We start from the raw sequence: 18,666 nt of genomic DNA, 5'->3' as shown, positions 1-18,666 counted from the left end.
GGCCGTGGCCAAGCAACTGGGTTTTCTGGTGGATACGGAAAAATGCATAGGTTGCTTCAGCTGTGAGATGGCCTGCAAAAACGAATATCAAACTGAGGTCAAGCCCCGCTGGCGGCGGGTCTACCAGCAGCGGGAAGCCAGCCTCCCTTATCCGGAGCGCAACTTTATGTCCCTTGCCTGCAACCACTGCGCCGACCCGGCCTGTCTCAAGGTCTGCCCGGTGGGGGCCTACAGCAAGCGCGAGGACGGCATCGTCCTCCAGGACCACGCCCGCTGCATCGGCTGCCGCCTGTGCACCATGGCCTGCCCCTATGGGGCCCCTCAGTACAACGAAAAGGACCGCCGGGTGGAAAAGTGCCAGCTCTGCTACCAGAAGGTAGACCGCAATGAGGAGCCGGCCTGCGTGGCCGCCTGCCCGGTGGGGGCGCTGCAGCTCATAAAGGATCTCAATTCCTTCCCCGAGCCGGGCACTGTAAAAGAACTGCCGGGATTTCCCGATATAACTATTACCCGGCCATCCGTCCGTTTCGTACCCCCGCGAGCCGGAGTCCAGATCAGGAGGGATGTTTGAATGACAAACTGGGAATGGCCCCTGGTTTTTTTCACCATCTTCGCGCAAATGGCCGTCGGCTACCTGGTCATGGTGGTTCCAGGTGCAGCCGGTAAAGCTAATCCCAGATGGACCTATCTCCTGCCGGCCGGGATTTTAGCGGCAGCAATGGTTATCTCCCTGGGCCACCTTGGTCACCCGGAAAACGCCTACCGGGCCTTGACCCACCTGGCTTCCTCCTGGCTGAGCCGGGAAGTCCTACTTTTCAGCCTGTGTTTTCTCTTGCTCCTGGCAGCTTACCTGGCTGCAAAGGGAGGAAAGCAGACCCTGGCGCGGCTGGCCGCCGTCCTGGCCCTGGCCAGCGGCCTCCTGGGGGTGATGGCCAGCGCCCTCATCTATGTCCTGCCGGCCCGCCCGGCCTGGTATAACTTTCATACCGTCCTTACCTTTTTCCTGACAGCCTTTCTACTGGGCCCGGCCCTGGGGATGTGCCTCGAGCAGTTGCTCCCCGGCCTTGCGCCATGGCTGGAAGGCAGCCTCGCAAGCCGGGCTCTGGTCTGGATCTTGCTCCTAAGTATCATCAGCTCGCTGTCATACCTAACCTTCCTGGCCGCAGCGGGGCCGGAAGCCCGGCTGACCGTTACCACTCTTTTGGCCAGCCCGTGGTGGTGGCTGCGGGTCCTGGCCGGGTGGCTGGCACCTCTAGCCGTCAGTTATCAGTTACGTCGGCAGGAAAGGGGCTCTCTATCCCTCTCCCTGGCCCTCCTGCTCCTACTCTTGGCGGGAGAATTGATCGGCCGGGCCCTTTTCTACGGTACAGCAGTACCACTGGCCATCGGTTAGTTCTAAAATTAGCGGAAGGCCCTATTCCTTACCTGCGGTTGCAACCCCCTCCCCTGCGAGGGGTTTTTGTTAATCATGGAGCCGGCATGGTTGCGAAGCTGCCTGATGCCTGCGGCTGCGAGGGGTTTTTAGTTAATCAGGGACCTGTGGACAGAAGGAATCAAAATAAAGTAAAATAGTGATGAAGAGAGGGATGGGAGAAGGGGTGGTGGGTGTGCCTGTTTACCGTTCTGCCTGTCCCTGTAACTGTTACGACGCCTGCGCCATGCTGACCTATGTGGAAGACGGCCGGGTAGTCAAAGTGGAAGGTGACCCACAGCACGGCTATACCCGGGGTCGTCTCTGCGCCAAGGGTTACGCCTATAGTCGCCGGGTGCATAGCCCGGAGCGGCTGCGCTACCCATTGCGCCAGTATCCCCGGGGTTCCGGCAACTGGCAACGCCTTTCCTGGGAGGAAGCACTGGAACTTATTGCCACCAGCATCCTGGACCTTAAAGCCAGGTATGGCAGCACCCTTCCAGTTGCTTTAAATAAATACTCGGGGAATTTCGGCTGGCTGCAAAATATAATAGAAGTCTTTTTTGATAGCCTGGGCCCCACCACCCGGGCCGGGGGCTCACCCTGCTGGTCGGCAGGCCTTGACGCTTTTTACCTTGACTTCGGCAGGGTGGCCAGCCCCGACCCCGAGGACCTGGCCAGGAATAAATGTATTATCCTCTGGGGGACCAATCCTGCCTGGACGGCGGTTCATTCCCTGCCGTTCCTGCAACAAGCCCGGGACCAGGGGGGCAGGGTGGTGGTCATCGACCCCGTCTTTACAGCGACGGCAAAGTGGGCCGATTACTATTTGCAGATTAAACCCGGTACTGACGGAGCCCTGGCCCTGGGTGTCCTGGCCTACCTCTGGCAGCGAGGGCGTCTTGATGAAGAGGCCCTGAGCCGCTATGCGGCAGGATGGCCGGCCTTACGCAGCTACCTGGCCGGGCTGTCCCAGGACTGGGTTGCCAGGGAAACCGGCCTGGAGGTTGCCGCCATTACCGAACTGGCGGAGATGTATGCTACCAGCAGGCCGGCGGCCATCTGGATCGGCTTCGGTCTGCAGCGTCACACCAACGGCGGCCAGAACGTCAGGGCCATCAATGCCCTGGCGGCTCTGACCGGTCACCTGGGAACCGGGGGCGGGGGAGTATATTACGCTCACCTGGATACGTGGCCCAGGGTTGGAAGCGGGCCGGGGGCGGGAGGACAGGCTGGCAACCGTTACCTGAATATGAACAATTTTGCCGCCGAACTCCTGCACTGCCAGGAACCACCGGTTAAATTTTTATGGGTGGCCGGCCGCAATCCCCTCACCCAGGAGGCCGGTGCCCGGCTGCTCTCTCAAGCCTTAAATACTTTAGAAATGATCGTGGTCGTCGATCACTTTCTGACCCCCACGGCCAGGCTGGCCGATATCGTCTTGCCCGCGGCTTCCTTGTTTGAAACCTGGGATATTGTTTCCAGCTACTGGCACCGCTGGGTGGCCGTTAACGAGCCCGCCCTGGTACCCTGGTATGAAAGCTGGAGCGACCTGGAGATAGTTGCCGCCATGGCGGAAAAACTAAACGAGTTATCCCCCGGCAGCAGTACCTTTCCTAGCCATAAAAAAGCAAGGGACTGGCTGGATGAACTCTTTGACAGGCGCATGCAGGAACTCTTTGGCATAAGTTGCTGGCAGGAACTTTTGAGCGGGCCGCGTAAGGCCCGGCCGCCTGAACTGCCGGAGAGGATAGAACTGGATTCAGCCAGAGCGGGTGAACTGGGCCTACCCAACCTGCCCGTATATATACGGCCAGCCTCGCCGCCGCCGGAATACCCCCTGCAGCTCCTGACTACCCACCAGCAATACGGGCTCCACTCCCAGTTTCATAACCTGGATTGGTTGCAGGCGCTTAATCCTGAACCGGTGGTGCTGATCAACCCCGCCGCGGCCCGGAAACGAGACCTGGCGGAAGGAGACGTGGTGCGGGTTTTTAACGGCCAGGGAGAAATAATTGCCAGGGCGAAGATAGAACCGGGTGTGCCGGAGGCGGTAGTGGTCGCCTATGAAGGCTGGTACGGGAGAGAGAAATACCAGGGGAATAGATTATTTTCGCCGGGGGATTATAATGTCAATTTTTTAACGTCTCCCCTGGCAACCGATATGGGCATTCTTACCACCGGCTTTCCAGGTTGTGCCTTTTACGACTGCTTTGTGGAGGTCTGCCGTTTGTGAAGCAAAGAGCCTTTGCCCTGCGCCTGGAGCTCTGTGTTGGCTGCCGCAATTGCCAGCTGGCCTGCAAGAACGAGCACCAGACAGCCAGCCGCATCAACTGGCGCCAGGTGAGGGAAGGAGAAGAAGACGGCCGCCGTTACTATATTTCCCTTGCCTGCAACCATTGCCGCAACCCGGAGTGTTTCCGGGTCTGCCCGGAAAAGGCCTACTGGAAGCGACGCGACGGCCTGGTCCTGCACCTGCCCCGCCGCTGCCAGGGTTGCCAGGCCTGCGTCCAGGCCTGTCCCTACCAGGCACCCCGCTATAATCCGGAAACGCGTAAGGCAGAAAAATGTAATTTCTGCCTGGCCCGCCTGGATCAGGGGTTGCAGCCGGCCTGTGTGGCCGCCTGCCCCACCGGAGCCCTGAATATGATGACCTGGGAAAATGACCCCGGCGAGGCCCCCTATTCCCAGTGGGTAGCTTTTTTGCCTGACCCGGCCTTAACTCTGCCTTCCCTGCAAATAAACCGCTCTGGAGAAAGCCGGCATTTCTGGCAGCAAGTCCAGCAGGAGGGTGTTTGTAATTATTACAAAATAACAGCCGATAATTTGGAAATAATACAAAAAGGTTAAGGAAGAAAGACAGACAGGGAGAGGCAGGCAGGAAAAGGGACGCAAAGGACGGAGAGTGCAAATGGATATTTTGACTGGTTTGATAGATCTTATTATTAAAGGCAGTACCCTGGAAAGCCTCGTTCATTACCTGGGGCGGCAGTTCAGGGCCGTCTTTGTCATCAGCAATCCCTGGGGGAAGGTTATAGCAACCAGCGATGCGGTTCAGTTCTCTGTCGGCAGTTACCTGCCCTTCAGTTTATCTCCTGGCCGGGAAGAAGCCGCCTTTGGCCGGTGGACTTATCTGGCCGTGGCTTTAAAAAGCGGTGCTACTAATTATGGTTACCTTCTGGCCCTGGGGGAAGAGGGTCTTCCCCAACCGGTAGCCACCAATATCGACCAGGTCAGCAGGTTGCTCCTGCTGGCTCTGGCCAGGGATCAGGCGGTCATTGCTGCCGAAAAGCGCCACCGCGCCGATTTCGTTTATGATCTCCTCTACAACAACTTTGAATCCAAAGAAGTCCTGGTAGCCAGGGGGCAGTTGTGGGGCTGGGATTTAAACCGGCCCCATGCCTTAATGGTCGTGGAACTCCTGACCGGTCCGGAGGACCAGTTTCAAGAACTGGCAAGCACCATAGCCCGGGAGGATTACCCGGAAGCCATCCTGCTGCCCCGGGAACGGCAATTGGTAATTATCATCCCCGCCCTCGAGGATAAGGGAGCCACCGGCCAGAAGTTAAAGGGAATTTTCAGCACCCTGCAGCAAAAACTGTCCCGTTGCGTCCCCGGAATGCTCGTTGGCGGCGGGGTAGGCCTTTTTTACCCTTCCACTACTGACCTGTATTTAAGTTTCCAGGAGGCTAAAATAGCCCTGGAAATAGGCAAACTGCGCCGGGAGCCGGGGCTGGTCTTTTTTGCCGAACTTGGAATGGAAAGGCTCCTTTACCATTTAACGCCACACCAGCTGGAAGACTACTACCAGCAAACCCTGGGTCGGTTGGAGGCCTTTGACCAGGAGAACGGGACGAACTACCTGGAAGTTCTGGAAAAATACTTCCAGTTTAACGGTGACTTCCAGGCTATTGCCCGCCACTTTTACCTCCACCCCAACACTCTCCGCTACCGCCTACAAAAAATCGGGGAAATCCTCGCTGTGAATATTCACTCTCTGGAGACCCAGCTGGACCTCCTGGCCGCCCTCAAAGCCAGGCTCCTGTCTAAACGCCGGGCGCGGGGGTAAACTCCGCCTTGTCACGGCCAGTGGGGCTATGCTATAATTAACCCAGAAGTTACCCCCAAAAGCTCCAGGAAAGGTCGTGATAGGTTGTTCCTGTCGGCGGAGTTCTTTTGGAGGCTGTTCGAAAAAACCGGTTCTATAGCTGCTTACATTATTTACCGTAGATTGGTTACCCAGTAGGCAAAAATGTTATTAGCGTCCAAATGCTATGAATGGGCAAAGTAGCCGGTACGGAACCCACAGGGAGGCGGCGTCGTTGACTGGAAGCGCTGCTGGGGAAAGGCCGCGTGAAGTTCGCCCGGGAGCAGCAGGCTGAAATGAAAGAGTAGGCCGAGCCGGTGTTCCCACCGTTAGAGGGGAGCGGCATGATGGTGCCGGGAGACTTGGGGTGGTAAAAGATATCTTTTAAGCTTTCGTCCCGAAGGGGCGAAGGCTTTTTATTTTGTCATACCTGAGGTGAAGCAGATGTTAGCAACTATTGAAGCCATCAGGAAGGCAGCCCTGGCCCGGGTGGCTGCCGCCACCAGCAGTGAAGAGCTGGAGATTTTAAGGGTCCAGTACCTGGGCAAGAAAGGAGAGCTGACCGGGGTTTTAAGGGGAATGGGAAAACTTCCGCCTGAAGAGCGCCCCCGGGTAGGGCAGCTGGCCAACCAGGTCCGGGAGGAGCTGGAAAAAGCCCTCCAGGAGGCTAAAGAAGTCCTTTCGCGCCGGGAACAGGCCGAGCGTCTCCGGGCAGAGGCCATCGACGTAACCCTGCCGGGACGGCCGGTTCCCCGGGGGTACCGCCATCCCCTGTATCAGACTTTAAATGAAATCAAAACCATTTTTATAGGCCTGGGCTTTGATGTGGCCGAAGGCCCTGAGGTAGAGAGCGATTATTACAACTTTGAGGCTCTGAATCTTCCTAAAGAACACCCGGCCCGGGATATGCAGGATTCTTTTTATATAACTGAGGACGTCCTGCTCCGTACCCACACCTCCCCCGTCCAGGTGCGGGTCATGGAGGCCCGGCGTCCCCAGTTACCCATCCGTATTATCGCCCCGGGCAAGGTTTACCGGCGCGACGATGACGCCACCCACTCACCCATGTTTTTCCAGGTAGAAGGCCTGCTGGTGGATAAGCGGGTAACCTTTGGCGAATTGAAGGGTACCTTGATGGCGTTTGTCAGGCAGATGTTTGGTGACCAGGTTCAGGTGCGGTTCCGGCCCAGTTACTTTCCCTTTACCGAGCCCAGCGCCGAGGTTGATATATCCTGCGTTATGTGTGGCGGCGGCGGCTGCCGGACATGCAGCCATACCGGCTGGCTGGAAATCCTGGGTTGCGGTATGGTTCATCCCCGGGTTTTAAGCATGTCCGGCTATGACCCGGAAGAGGTGAGCGGCTTCGCCTTTGGCCTGGGGGTAGACCGGGTGGCCATGCTGAAGTACGGCGTTGATGACCTGCGCCTCTTCTATGAAAACGACCTGCGCTTTTTAAGGCAGTTTTAAAGGAGTGATATCAATTGCGTGTACCGTATAAATGGCTGCAGCAATACGTCGACATCGACCTGCCGCCGGAAGAGCTGGCGGAGAAACTTACCATGGCCGGCCTGCCTGTGGAAAACATAGAAAGCCTGGCCCCGGATTTTCGAGGCGTGGTGGTTGGAAAGATTAGGTCTATTACCCCCCACCCCAATGCTGAACATCTGGTAATTTGCCGGGTTGATACCGGTCGGGAACTGCAGCTGGTAACAGGAGCCCCCAACGTTTATATAGACCAGAAGGTGGCGGTAGCCCTGGAGGGAGCAAAGTTACCTGGAGGCAAGGAGATTCGCCGGGCCACCTTCCGCGGGGTAACTTCTGAAGGTATGCTCTGCTCGGCCCAGGAACTGGGGCTGGATGCCAACCTCGTCTCCCCGGCCGACCGGGAAGGGATTATTACCATGCCGCCGGATGCTCCCCTGGGTGCTGATGCAGCTGAGGTCCTGGGGCTCAATGATGTCGTCCTGGTGCTGGAACTCACTCCTAACAGGGCCGACTGCCTGAGCATTTTGGGCGTTGCGCGGGAAGTGGCGGCTCTTACCGGTGCCCCTTTACGCCTGCCGGAAATTGCCGTCCGGGAAGACGGGCGGCGCATCGAGGATCTCGCGGCAGTTGAAATCGAAGCTCCCGACCTGTGCGCCCGTTACGTAGCCCGCCTGGTGAGCGGGGTGCGCATCGGCCCCTCTCCTGCCTGGCTCCAGGCCTGTTTGCGGGCCGCCGGTATGCGGCCGATTAATAACGTGGTGGATATAACCAACTTTGTCATGCTGGAGATGGGACAGCCTTTACATGCCTTTGATTACGACCTCCTGCAGCAGCACCGCATTATCGTCCGCCGGGCCGAAGCAGGGGAAAAAATAAAAACTCTGGACGATGTGGAGCGGGAACTGGATCCGGAAATGCTGGTCATTGCCGATGCTGCCCGGCCTGTGGCCGTAGCCGGCGTCATGGGCGGGCTGGAGACAGAGGTTACCCTGGAGACGGCCAACATCCTGATCGAATCTGCCCACTTCGACGGCGCTTCCATTCGCCGCACCTCCCGCAAGCTGGGCCTGCGCTCGGAAGCCTCGACCCGTTTTGAACGGGGTGTGAACCTGGAAGGGGCAGCCGCAGCTGCCGACCGGGCGGCCCAGCTGATGGCTGAACTGGCTGGCGGCAGCGTGGCCCGGGGTCGGTTGGATTGCTATGTAAGGAAGCGCCGGCCGGTAACAATACTTTTAAGACCGCAACGGGTAAACTACCTCCTGGGGACGGAGCTGGCGCCAGCGGCCATGAAGGAACTCCTGGAGCGGCTCCACCTGGAAGTCAGCGGGGAAGGGCCCTTCCAGGTAACAGTTCCGGCCTACCGGGGCGACCTGACCCGGGAAATCGACCTGGTGGAAGAGATTGCCCGGCTGTACGGCTATGATAACATCCCGGTGTCCCTGCCGGGGAATATCACTGCGCTGGAAAAGCAGACTCCGGCCCAGCGCTGGGAGGAAGCCGGCCGGGAGGCGGCGGCAACGGCCGGCCTCGTGGAAGTCGTTACCTACAGCTTTATCGGTCCCCGCGCCCTGGACCAGTTGCAGCTCCCGCCCGATCACCCCTGGCGGCGGGTGGTAAAAATCCAGAACCCCTTACGGGATGAGCAAAGTATCATGCGGCCTTCCCTCCTGCCAGGTTTGCTGGAGGTGGCCGGGCGCAATGCCAACCGCCGGGTGCTGCCGGTGGCCATTTACGAACTGGGCCGGGTATTTATTCCTGCGGGCCGGCAGTTACCGGTAGAACCCTTACGCCTGGGCGGGCTGGTCATGGGGACTACCGGCCGCGGCTGGAGCTGGCCGGCAGGCGAGATGGATTTCTTCTATCTAAAAGGTATAGTAGAAAATATCCTGGCCAGGGTCAAAATCAAAGGCATCACCTGGGAAGCTACAGCTACTTATCCCTTCCTCCATCCCGGCCGGGCGGCAAATATCAAGGCCGGGGAGGCAGTCTTAGGATTCATAGGCGAGCTGCACCCGGACGTCCTGGCGGCTTTTGATTTACCGGCCAGGGCCTGTGTCTTCGAGCTGGACTGGGATTATGCAGGCAGTTTAAACCAGAGGCAGGTGGGTTACGAACCGTTACCCCGTTTCCCGGCCGTGGAAAGGGACCTGGCGGTGGTGGTAGAGGAAAATCTCCCCGCGGCAGCAGTAGAAGAAGTCATCAGGGAAGCGGGGGGTGACCAGCTTAAAGGCTGCACTCTCTTTGATGTCTACCGGGGAGCTCCTGTCCCGGCCGGTTATAAAAGCCTGGCTTATTCCCTGGTGTACCAGCTGCCGGACCGGACCCTTACGGATGCCGAGGTGAATGCCGCCCAGGAAAGGATTCAAAGGGCTCTGGAGGAACGCCTGGGCGCCAGGCTGCGGTAGTGAATTTTAACCTCTGGCAGGATTTTCTACGGGTAAAGGCGAACAAACAAAGAGATATCCAGGCAAAGGGAGGGGTAAACTTGCTTCAGGCGGAAAAGCCGCTGGCTGCACCAGACCGAACCACGGTCAACATCAACGGGCAGGAATACGTGGTCAAGGGGGAAGCGCCGGAATACATCCAGATGCTGGCTTCGTACGTAGACAAAAAGATGCGCCAGGTTAACCAGAAGTTCCCCCATTATCCTCCAGTAAAGGTTGCCGTGCTTGCCGCCTTGAATATTGCCGATGAACTTTATAAAGTCCAGCAGGACTATGAAACCCTGGTAAAATTGATACAGGAGGAAAAACGGGGTTGACCAACCTGGAGCTTGCCTGGGCATTAACAGAAATGGGTGATTTACTTGAATTAAAGGGGGAGGACCCATTTAAAGTCCGCGCCTATCACCGCGCCGCCCGGGCCCTGGAAAACCTGGAAGAAGAGGCCGCCTCCCTTTATGCCCGGGATGCCCTGGAGGAGATCCCGGGGGTAGGAAAAAACCTGGCCAAAAAAATCGCCGAATTGTTAACCACGGGCCGGTCTACTTTCCTGGAAAATTTACGCCGGGAAGTACCGCCCGGACTAAGGGAAATGCTGGCTATACCCGGTCTGGGCAGCCGCTCTGTACGCCAGATCTACCAGGGCCTGGGCATCACTACCCTGGAAGAGCTGGAAACAGCGGCCCGGGAAAAGCGTATCAGGACCCTGCCCGGCATGGGTAGCAAGACCGAGCTGGCCATCCTGCGGGGCGTGGAAATGTTAAAAGAAGTAAAGGAGCAGGTGCCGTTGGGAATAGCCAGGCCCCTGGCCCTGCTCCTGCAAGACCAGATCCTGGCCATACCAGGGGTTGAGAGGGTGGCCATAGCCGGCAGCGTTCGCCGCGGCCGGGAAATGGTAGGCGATGTCGACCTGGTGGTAGCCGTGCAGCCCGGCCACCAGGTGGCGGACGTCATGACCCGGCACCCCAGGGTGAAGGAAGTCCTGGCCTGGGAGCCGGATCGCCTTTCCTTAAGGACGACCCTGGGGCTAAAAGTTGAAATCATATTGGTTCCGCCGAAAGAATTTGCGGCCACTGTATTTTATGCTACCGGCTCTAAAGCCCACCGGAAGGGGCTGCTGCGTCTGGCAGCTGGGCGTGGGTTGAAGGTTGCCGATATTGGTCTGACCACCTCCCGCTGGCTGGCCGAAGAGGAAGCAGTACTGGCCGGAGAATATGGAGATACGGCTATAGCTTCCCGGCCGTCATTTAGCCCGGAGGACCGGGCCTCAATCCCTTCTAAAGCTGGAGCTACTCCTGCTGGGGTTGAGTGCCTGGAGGACAGAGGTATTGAAGCAACTCCAGCCGGGAGCGAGGCAGAGGAGGCTGCTTTTTACCACCGCCTGGGTTTACCTTATATAGTGCCGGAATTACGGGAGGATCGAGGCGAAATAGAAGCCGCCGTGAAAGGTGAACTGCCCCGCTTAATTACCCTGGCCGACATCCGCGGAGACCTCCACATGCATAGCCGCTACAGCGATGGCGTGGAAACCATTGCCGCCATGGCAACAGCAGCCCGCAGGCGGGGTTACCAGTATATTGCCATTACCGATCACTCCCGCTCTTTGGTGGTGGCCCGGGGCTTGAGCGTCGAACAGTTAAAGGCCCAGCGGGAGGAAATAGCCCGGCTGAACGAAGAGTTGAAAGATATTACCATCCTTGCCGGGATTGAAGTCGATATCCTGGCCGACGGCAGCCTGGATTATGAGGACGAAATCTTAAAGGAGTTTGATCTGGTGATCGCTTCCGTCCATTCCGGCTTCCGCCAGGAAGAGGAGCGGATGATGGCCCGGGTGGAGGCGGCCCTGCGCCATCCTTACGTAGATATTCTAGGGCATCCTACCGGCCGCATGCTGGGACGGCGCCGGCCCTACGCCGTAGATGTAACCAGGATTATTGAGCTGGCAGCGGAGACGGGTACCATCCTGGAGATCAATGCCAGCCCCGACCGGCTGGATTTAAATGATACGGCCGTACGCCTGGCCAAAGAATACGATGTACCTATAGCTATCAATACCGATGCCCATGATTCCATCCGTCTGGCAGACATGGAATATGGCGTCCTTACCGCCCGGCGCGGCTGGCTGGAACCGGAGAATGTAGTCAACACCTGGGAACTGGAACGGTTGCTGGCCAGGCTGAAGCGCAACCGGGGAAGAGACAGGAAATAACGATGCTGGGATTGGTATCATAAGGAGGTTATCTCATGCCCAAACGTCTAGGCATTCTCACCGGCGGGGGAGACTGTCCCGGCCTCAATGCCGTCATCCGGGCGGCAACAAAAACTGCCTATAGCCATGGTTACGAAATGTTCGGTTTCCTGGACGGCTATACCGGGGTAGTAGAAGGACGTTATATCAAACTGGACCCGCCGGCCATCTCCGGCCTTCTCCACCGGGGCGGTACCATCCTGGGGACGAACAACCGCAGCAATCCCTTTTACTTTCCCGTTAAAGAAAACGGTGAGGTTACTTACCGTGATATGTCAGATAAGGCCATAACCCGCCTGGAGCAAATGGGCATCGAAGTGCTGCTGGTAGTGGGCGGTGACGGTACCCTGGCCGGGGCCAGGGATTTCAAAGCCAGGGGGGCACGGGTGATCGGTATTCCTAAAACTATCGACAACGATCTGGCGGCCACCGACCAGACCTTCGGCTTCGACACGGCGGTGAGGACGGCAACCGAGGCCCTGGATAAGCTGCATACCACGGCCGAATCCCATCACCGGGTCATGGTCCTGGAACTCATGGGCCGCTATGCCGGCTGGATCGCCCTCTACAGCGGCCTGGCCGGCGGGGCCGATGTCATCCTGATACCGGAAATCCCCTGGCATATTGAAAGCGTGTTGAAAAAAATAGAAGCCCGCCGGGCCGAGGGTAAACCTTTCAGCATCGTCGTTGTCGCCGAGGGGGTCAAGTCGCCGGAGGGAGAACTGGTTGTCCAACGTACGGTGGAGGGCAGTGTAGAGCGGGTGCGCCTGGGAGGCATCGGCCAGCTGGTAGGGAAGCTAATCGAAGAAAAGAGCGGCATCGAAACCCGGGTGACCGTCCTGGGCCATATCCAGCGGGGCGGCTCGCCGTCGTCCTACGACCGGGTACTGGCCACCCGCTTCGGCGTGGCGGCAGCGGAGCTCGCCGTCAAAGGCATTCACGGGGTGATGGTCTGCCTGAGGGGTAACGATATTTCTCATGTCCCCCTGGAAGCAGCCGTCGGGAAACCCCGGACCATACCTCTAGATCACCAGCTCCTGGCCACGGCGCGGGCTATAGGAATCAGTTTTGGAGATGATTAGCGGCATTTACGTCAAAAGCCTCGTTTTTCTGTTCCGGCGATTTCCTTTACTTAGCCCGTCTTAATTCCAGGATAGCTGTTTCCTGGCGGGCGGTTTTGCCCAGCAGGTAATTAACATCCAGGGCGATTATATCGAGCCTGTCATCCAGGTGTCTTTGGAGTTTCGCAATCTCGTCCCCCCGTAGCTCAAAAGCGTCAAACAGGGCGTTGATTTTCGGCAGCAGTTCGTTATCCAGGCGATTTTCGATTTTAATCATTCTTTGTTCCAGATAGTCTAACTGTTTGCTGTGCTGGTGGAGAGTTTCGGTATGCTGCTGCAGAATTTCAGTATGCCGCTGTAGAGTTTCGGTATGCTGCTGCAAAATTTCAGTATGCTGTTGTAATGTCTTTTTGATTTCTTCCTGTCCCTGAAGGAGCTGTTTTAAGATCTCTTCCATATGCACTCCCCTTTCACGGGTCCTCTTAAAGGATATAATTTCTCCGCCGGGGAAAAAATTCCTTTCAGGTCCTGGATAAAAATCAGCTTGCATTTTTGTTCATAATCGTACAAAATAGATCTAGAACAAACCTGACCGTACGGGTTTAAGGACCGGTGCGGGAGGGCGGCAAAAATTATCCTGCGGTGAGGGATTACCTGAACCTTAGGGAAGGAGGAATTGTATGCGAAGTAATTTTTCACGCTTGCCGGCTTAGTATTCAAGCTGGCAGGCGTTTTTTGGTTTAGCTGCAACGATAATAATCCGGTGCAGCCTTGTTCGGGGAAGGAGTATGAAGGAGTATGACGATGGAAAACCGCCTGGGAGTAGTGGGGATAGTAATTGAGGATCGCGAACATACTGCAGCCCGGGTTAATGCCATCTTAAGCGATTACGGCAACTGCATCGTCGGCCGCATGGGTATTCCCTACCGGGAACGGGGCGTGGCCGTTATAGCTTTGATTGTGGACGGGACCACCGATACCATCGGCGCCCTGACGGGAAAGCTGGGCAGCCTCCCCGGGGTAAAAGTGCGGGCGGCCCTGACAGGAAAGGGAAAGTGAGCCGCCTGTCCCGGTGGCGGGGAGGCCGAAAATTAGGTTATACAGGTTGGAAATGGAAGGAGGTTATTGCCGTGCGACGGGAATTTGCCTGCAGCCTGGAGCGGGCCGCTGCCGGAGAAGAACTCACCAAGGCAGACATCATAAACCTGCTGGCCGCAGACCCCGGGGCGGAAGAAGAAGCCCTCTACAGGCTGGCGGACGGCGTCCGCGCCCGGGTGGCCGGGGAGGAAGTCCACCTGCGCGGCGTCATCGAGTTCTCCAATTACTGCCGCCGCCATTGTTATTACTGCGGCCTGCGGGCTGACAATGTGAAGTTGCAGCGGTACCGCTTAATGCCAGAAGATATTGTTGCTGCCGCCAGGCGCGGGGCGGACCTGGGTTATGGGACCATCGTCCTCCAGTCGGGGGAAGACCCCTGGTATACAGGCCCAATGCTGGCAGGGATAATCAGGGAAATAAAAAAGCTGGGGGTAGCCGTAACCTTATGCGTCGGGGAGAGGACGAGGGATGAATACGCTATGTGGCGGGAAGCCGGGGCCGACCGCTACCTTCTGAAACATGAGACGGCCAATGAAAACCTCTACGCCCGCCTCCACCCCGGCATGAGCTGGGAGGAGCGCCTCCAGTGCCTCCAGTGGCTGCGGGAGCTGGGCTACCAGGTAGGTTCCGGCAACATTATCGGCCTGCCGGGTCAGACCCTGGAGGACCTGGCTGATGATTTAATCCTCCTGCGGCAGCTGGACGTGGAAATGGCAGGTTTGGGCCCCTTTATCCCCCACCCGGCAACGCCCCTGGGCGGGGAACCGGCGGGGAGCCTGGACCTCACCTATCGGGTGGTAGCTACCGCCCGACTGGTCATACCATACGCCCATTTGCCGGCAACTACAGCGGTGGGCACACTGGCCCCCAATGGCCGCCAGCTCGCCCTGCAACGGGGGGCGAACGTCATTATGCCTAACCTGACGCCGACCAAATACCGGGCCAATTATCAAATCTACCCCAATAAGATTTGCGTCAACGAAGGCCCCGAAGACTGCCGCTACTGCCTGGAAGGCATGGTGCGCGCTTTAGGGCGGCGGCTGGGGCGGGGACCGGGACACACCTTGAAGCCCCTCCCGGCTTAGTTGGTGGCGGTAGCCACGAATTGGAAAAGATATTAGTACGGCTTTATTTAATAAACGTTCGTAAAACGATGTGAAAGAGGAGTAAAAGCAGAGATGGTCCTGGTATACGTTAAGTATCAATAAATGGAATGGGGGAATTTTCCATGCAGCATGGTTATCGTGCCGACTTTATTAAGCATGAAGAGATAGAAGGCTACCTGGAAGAAGCCAAGCGGGCAACGAGGGACGAGGCTGCCCGCATCGTCGAAAAGGCGCGGGAAGCGAAGGGACTGGAACCCTACGAAGTAGCCGTTTTGCTCCAGAACGACGATACGGGCGTGCGCCGGCAGATGTTTGCCGCCGCCAGGGAAATAAAAGAAAAGATTTACGGCCGGCGCATGGTCCTCTTTGCTCCCCTTTACTTCAGCGACTACTGCGTTAACAACTGCCGTTACTGCGGCTACCGGCGGGAAAACAAATTTGAACGCCGTCGCCTGGAACCGGCGGAACTGGAGCGGGAGGTACGCATTTTAGAGTCCCTGGGGCATAAACGCCTGGCCCTGGAAGCGGGGGAAGACCCGGTCCATTGCCCCCTGGACTACGTTCTGGATGTTATCAACCGTGTCTATCATATTACCGAGGCCAATGGTAATATCCGCCGGGTGAACGTCAACATTGCCGCCACCACTGTGGATGCTTACCGCCGGCTCAAAGAAGCCGGCATCGGCACCTATATTCTTTTCCAGGAAACCTACCACCGGCCGACTTACGCCTACATGCATCCCAGCGGTCCCAAAGCTGATTATGACTGGCACACCACCGCTATGGACCGGGCCATGGAAGGTGGCATCGACGACGTTGGCCTGGGGGTCCTCTTCGGTCTTTACGATTATAAATTTGAGGTGATGGGCCTGCTCTACCATGCCCGCCATCTGGAGCAAACCTTCGGCGTCGGGCCTCATACCATCTCCGTACCTCGCCTGCGGCCGGCGTATGGTATTAGTTTGGAAAACTTCCCATATCTAGTTAACGATGACGATTTCAAGAAGCTGGTGGCCATCATCCGCCTGGCCGTGCCCTATACCGGCATGATTATTTCTACGCGCGAGACGCCGGAGCTTCGGGCCGAACTCCTGGCCCTGGGAATTTCCCAGCTCAGCGCCGGCTCCTGCACCGGTGTCGGCGGATACGGCCGCCACTATGCTGAAAACAGCGACGACGTGCCCCAGTTTGAAATCGGCGACCACCGCCACCCAGATGAAGTAATCCGCGACCTGTGCCAGCGGGGTTATCTCCCCAGCTACTGCACGGCCTGTTATCGCCGCGGGCGTACAGGGGACCGTTTTATGGCCCTGGCCAAAACCGGTGAGATCCAGCATGTGTGCCAGCCCAACGCCATCCTGACCTTTAAAGAATACCTGCTGGATTACGCCGGACCGGCCACCCGGGAAGCGGGAGAAGCGGCTATCAGGGAGCACCTGGCCCAGATACCCAATGGAGCCGTCCGGGCGGAAACCGAACGCCGCCTGGAGCGCATCGCCGCCGGCGAAAGGGATCTGTATTTTTAAATCCGCCCGCACTTAAATCTTACCCCCACCCTGGCAGGAGTGGGGGTTTTTATTATTATGAGGCTCAGCCTGAGGCCCGGCGTACCAGGTGACAGGGGCTATCGTAGATTACCAATTTGCCAGGCGGTGCAGGATGTCGAATTACGGTAATGTTAGTAATCACCGCGGCCTGGATACATGATGGTCAGCCGCGCGCTACGTTCTTATATCCTGCTCGGGCAGCTAATGCTGGGGCCGGATGCCTTTTTTGTACGGCAACCCATACATAATGATAATTAAACTTAACATCCCCATCGTCGCGCCGGTTGCCATGGCTGCCGGCGCGCCCCAGAGGTGGGCGATGCTGCCGCTGAACAGGCTGCCGATGGGTGTCACGCCGCCGAAGACTAGGGCATATACGCTCATCACCCGGCCGCGTAAATTATCTGGTACATTAAGCTGTAAGGTTGTGTTCACCGAAGCGGTAAAAGTAATCATTGACCAGCCGGTGAAGGCCAGGAGCAGAAAAGCTACGAAATAAGAGCGCGTGGCAGCGAGGAGAAGCTGGAAAAGACAGAGGCCGGCGGCCCCGCCTAGCAATAACTGGCGACGCGGTCCGTTTTTACTTAAGAAGGCCAGCATCACGGCTCCGCCGAAGGCCCCGATGCCTGAAGCAGACATGAGCAGGCCGTAGCCTTCCGCCTGCTGGCCCAGGGTATTGCGGGCCAGGACCGGAATCAGGACATTAAAGTTCATAGTCAAAATGCTGAGGGAGGCCATGAGGGTGATAGCCTGCAGGATAACCGGGGTCCGGCGGATGTAGTCTAACCCTTCGCCAATCTTTTCCAGGATTCTTGTTTCCGCCTGCTGGGGCCAGCTGTCTTCAGGTACCCGGATCAGTAGCAGGCCCCCGATAACGGCCACAAAGCTGGCGGCATTAAGCAGGAAGCTGGCCGCCATTCCCAGCCGGCCGATGACCAGGCCGGCCAGGGCCGGGCCGATTATCCGGGCGGCGTTAAAAATAGATGAATTAAGGGCGATGGCATTCATCAAATCGTGCTTGCCTACCATTTCAACGACGAAGGACTGGCGGGCAGGCATGTCAAAGGAGTTGACTATGCCCAGCAGACCTGCCAGGATCAGCACCTGCCAGTAACGCACCAGCCCGGTCAGGGTTAAAATACCAAGAGTAAAAGCCAGGAGCATCAGGCTGCTCTGGGTTATGATTAAAAGACGTCTTTTAGGCACCCTGTCGGCGACCACGCCGGCTACCAGGGCGAGGACCAGCATGGGTGTAAACTGGACGGCGTTTACCAGCCCCAGCAAAAAAGGAGAATTTGTTAGCTGCAGTACCAGCCAGCCCTGGGCCATATTTTGCATCCAGGTGCCCATAAGGGAGATTAGCTGCCCGCACCAGAAGAGCCGGAAATTACGGTGCTTTAAAGCCGCCAGGGCCTGAAAACGGCCTATTTCCATGTCCCGTATTTTTCCCACCTTTTTAAAGCTAAATATTTCCTGGGAATCTAAGGTCAACAGGCTTCGGGGGAGCGCAGATAAGGGCACAGGTATCTAAGGTTAGTAAGGAGCAATTGCAGAAAAGCGTTTAATTGTTCTAAATTGATATCGTCCCGGTTTGCCAGGGCTTTTGCTAAAACTGAGGAGCGATAGTGTAATATTTCGGACACGAATTCCTCTCCCGCGGGGGTCAGGGCCAGGAATACTAAGCGCCGGTCATTATCGTCCCGCCAGCGCCGGACCAGCTTTTCCTCCACCAGGCCGTCAACAAGGCCCGTTAGGGTGGCCGGGGCCAGGAAGAGTCGCCGCTGAAGTTCACCCATAGTTATGGGTTTATCCACTGCAAGGTTGCTTAAAACCCAGAAGCGGGCCATAGTTAAACCCCGGCCGCTCAAATAAGTGCGGGTATAGTGGTTCATCAAATGATTGATCTGGCGCAGTAGCAATTCCAATTCCCGGGTTTCTGCCGCCAATCCAGCCAATAACTTCGCCTCCCAAATATTTTGGTCTCCGAAAAATTATATTATCGTTTAGGAACGCTGTCAATTATTTGCAACTCAGCTCATCTATCCAAAAAGCTAGAAGTCAAAAATATGGACAATAAAATTCGATAAAATGAATGGTAAATAAGAATTTTATAAGACCTAGCAGGAAAATTAAAATTCATGGCGAATAAAAACTACATATGAACTATCACAAAAGGATTTTA

General features: G+C 57.1%; 16 protein-coding genes. 13 read left to right on the top strand and 3 right to left on the bottom strand.

Features of this window, described 5'->3' with window-relative positions; all coding sequences use genetic code 11:
- Positions 1-4: 4 nt before the first annotated feature.
- The 10 genes from MCACP_RS09705 to MCACP_RS09660 all read left to right on the top strand — a co-directional run bounded on the left by MCACP_RS09705 (position 5) and on the right by MCACP_RS09660 (position 12,754).
- Complete coding sequence (locus MCACP_RS09705) at positions 5-571, top strand: 4Fe-4S dicluster domain-containing protein (protein WP_141265131.1); 567 nt, start codon at positions 5-7, stop codon at positions 569-571.
- Positions 572-1,393 carry a dimethyl sulfoxide reductase anchor subunit family protein gene (locus MCACP_RS09700; protein WP_406676572.1) on the top strand — a complete coding sequence of 274 codons (822 nt, stop codon included), beginning with the start codon at positions 572-574 and terminating at the stop codon, positions 1,391-1,393.
- 181 nt (positions 1,394-1,574) lie between these two features.
- Positions 1,575-3,647, top strand: coding sequence for a molybdopterin-containing oxidoreductase family protein (locus tag MCACP_RS09695; RefSeq protein ID WP_406678734.1), 2,073 nt, complete (start codon positions 1,575-1,577; stop codon positions 3,645-3,647).
- On the top strand, positions 3,644-4,261 hold the full coding sequence (locus MCACP_RS09690; protein WP_406676571.1) for a 4Fe-4S dicluster domain-containing protein: 618 nt from the start codon (positions 3,644-3,646) through the stop codon (positions 4,259-4,261). Before MCACP_RS09695 ends, MCACP_RS09690 begins: the two co-directional genes overlap by 4 nt.
- A gap of 61 nt (positions 4,262-4,322) precedes the next feature.
- Positions 4,323-5,480 carry a PucR family transcriptional regulator gene (locus MCACP_RS09685; RefSeq protein WP_406676570.1) on the top strand — a complete coding sequence of 386 codons (1,158 nt, stop codon included), beginning with the start codon at positions 4,323-4,325 and terminating at the stop codon, positions 5,478-5,480.
- Positions 5,481-5,942: 462 nt separating this feature from the next.
- Positions 5,943-6,965: a phenylalanine--tRNA ligase subunit alpha gene (gene pheS / locus MCACP_RS09680; RefSeq protein ID WP_406676569.1), complete on the top strand. Its 1,023-nt coding sequence runs from the start codon at positions 5,943-5,945 to the stop codon at positions 6,963-6,965.
- A gap of 14 nt (positions 6,966-6,979) precedes the next feature.
- On the top strand, positions 6,980-9,388 hold the full coding sequence (pheT, locus tag MCACP_RS09675; protein ID WP_406676568.1) for a phenylalanine--tRNA ligase subunit beta: 2,409 nt from the start codon (positions 6,980-6,982) through the stop codon (positions 9,386-9,388).
- 80 nt (positions 9,389-9,468) lie between these two features.
- On the top strand, positions 9,469-9,744 hold the full coding sequence (locus MCACP_RS09670; RefSeq protein ID WP_141265124.1) for a cell division protein ZapA: 276 nt from the start codon (positions 9,469-9,471) through the stop codon (positions 9,742-9,744).
- Entirely contained in the window at positions 9,741-11,633 is a 1,893-nt protein-coding gene (locus MCACP_RS09665; protein WP_406676567.1) for a PHP domain-containing protein, read from the top strand. Before MCACP_RS09670 ends, MCACP_RS09665 begins: the two co-directional genes overlap by 4 nt.
- Positions 11,634-11,668: 35 nt before the next feature.
- Positions 11,669-12,754: a 6-phosphofructokinase gene (locus MCACP_RS09660; protein WP_141265122.1), complete on the top strand. Its 1,086-nt coding sequence runs from the start codon at positions 11,669-11,671 to the stop codon at positions 12,752-12,754.
- Positions 12,755-12,800: 46 nt separating this feature from the next.
- On the opposite strand, the gene MCACP_RS09655 is transcribed toward MCACP_RS09660, so the two are convergent.
- A complete protein-coding gene (locus tag MCACP_RS09655) occupies positions 12,801-13,190 on the bottom strand; it encodes a hypothetical protein (protein ID WP_406676566.1) in 390 nt (129 codons plus the stop codon).
- A 347-nt stretch (positions 13,191-13,537) separates the two neighbouring features.
- On the opposite strand from MCACP_RS09655, the gene MCACP_RS09650 reads away from it, so the two are divergent.
- From MCACP_RS09650 to hydG, 3 genes are all read left to right on the top strand, one after another.
- A complete protein-coding gene (locus tag MCACP_RS09650; RefSeq protein ID WP_141265285.1) occupies positions 13,538-13,792 on the top strand; it encodes a TM1266 family iron-only hydrogenase system putative regulator in 255 nt (84 codons plus the stop codon).
- A 71-nt stretch (positions 13,793-13,863) separates the two neighbouring features.
- Complete coding sequence (gene hydE / locus MCACP_RS09645) at positions 13,864-14,916, top strand: [FeFe] hydrogenase H-cluster radical SAM maturase HydE (RefSeq protein WP_406676565.1); 1,053 nt, start codon at positions 13,864-13,866, stop codon at positions 14,914-14,916.
- Positions 14,917-15,059: 143 nt separating this feature from the next.
- Complete coding sequence (gene hydG / locus MCACP_RS09640) at positions 15,060-16,463, top strand: [FeFe] hydrogenase H-cluster radical SAM maturase HydG (protein WP_406676564.1); 1,404 nt, start codon at positions 15,060-15,062, stop codon at positions 16,461-16,463.
- A gap of 222 nt (positions 16,464-16,685) precedes the next feature.
- Here hydG and MCACP_RS09635 read toward each other — a convergent pair whose 3' ends face one another.
- Both MCACP_RS09635 and MCACP_RS09630 read right to left on the bottom strand, forming a co-directional pair.
- The gene (locus MCACP_RS09635; RefSeq protein ID WP_406678733.1) at positions 16,686-17,918 is read right to left on the bottom strand and encodes an MFS transporter; all 1,233 of its coding nucleotides are present in this window, start codon (positions 17,916-17,918) and stop codon (positions 16,686-16,688) included.
- A gap of 53 nt (positions 17,919-17,971) precedes the next feature.
- A complete protein-coding gene (locus MCACP_RS09630) occupies positions 17,972-18,439 on the bottom strand; it encodes a MarR family winged helix-turn-helix transcriptional regulator (RefSeq protein ID WP_406676563.1) in 468 nt (155 codons plus the stop codon).
- Positions 18,440-18,666 lie beyond the last annotated feature (227 nt).

The organism is Neomoorella carbonis (assembly GCF_045278715.1).
Classification (GTDB): domain Bacteria; phylum Bacillota; class DSM-521; order Neomoorellales; family Neomoorellaceae; genus Neomoorella; species Neomoorella carbonis.
This window is presented reverse-complemented; position numbering and strand designations above follow the sequence as displayed.

What these genes read in the sequence shown, in the direction of transcription:
- MCACP_RS09700 (WP_406676572.1), top strand. Translation starts at nt 572, where the DNA reads ATGACAAACTGGGAATGGCCCCTGGTTTTTTTCACCATCTTCGCGCAA.
- MCACP_RS09695 (WP_406678734.1), top strand. Translation starts at nt 1,575, where the DNA reads ATGAAGAGAGGGATGGGAGAAGGGGTGGTGGGTGTGCCTGTTTACCGT.
- MCACP_RS09685 (WP_406676570.1), top strand. Translation starts at nt 4,323, where the DNA reads ATGGATATTTTGACTGGTTTGATAGATCTTATTATTAAAGGCAGTACC.
- pheS (WP_406676569.1), top strand. Translation starts at nt 5,943, where the DNA reads ATGTTAGCAACTATTGAAGCCATCAGGAAGGCAGCCCTGGCCCGGGTG.
- MCACP_RS09660 (WP_141265122.1), top strand. Translation starts at nt 11,669, where the DNA reads ATGCCCAAACGTCTAGGCATTCTCACCGGCGGGGGAGACTGTCCCGGC.
- MCACP_RS09655 (WP_406676566.1), bottom strand. Translation starts at nt 13,190, where the DNA reads ATGGAAGAGATCTTAAAACAGCTCCTTCAGGGACAGGAAGAAATCAAA.
- MCACP_RS09650 (WP_141265285.1), top strand. Translation starts at nt 13,538, where the DNA reads ATGGAAAACCGCCTGGGAGTAGTGGGGATAGTAATTGAGGATCGCGAA.
- hydG (WP_406676564.1), top strand. Translation starts at nt 15,060, where the DNA reads ATGCAGCATGGTTATCGTGCCGACTTTATTAAGCATGAAGAGATAGAA.
- MCACP_RS09635 (WP_406678733.1), bottom strand. Translation starts at nt 17,918, where the DNA reads ATGGAAATAGGCCGTTTTCAGGCCCTGGCGGCTTTAAAGCACCGTAAT.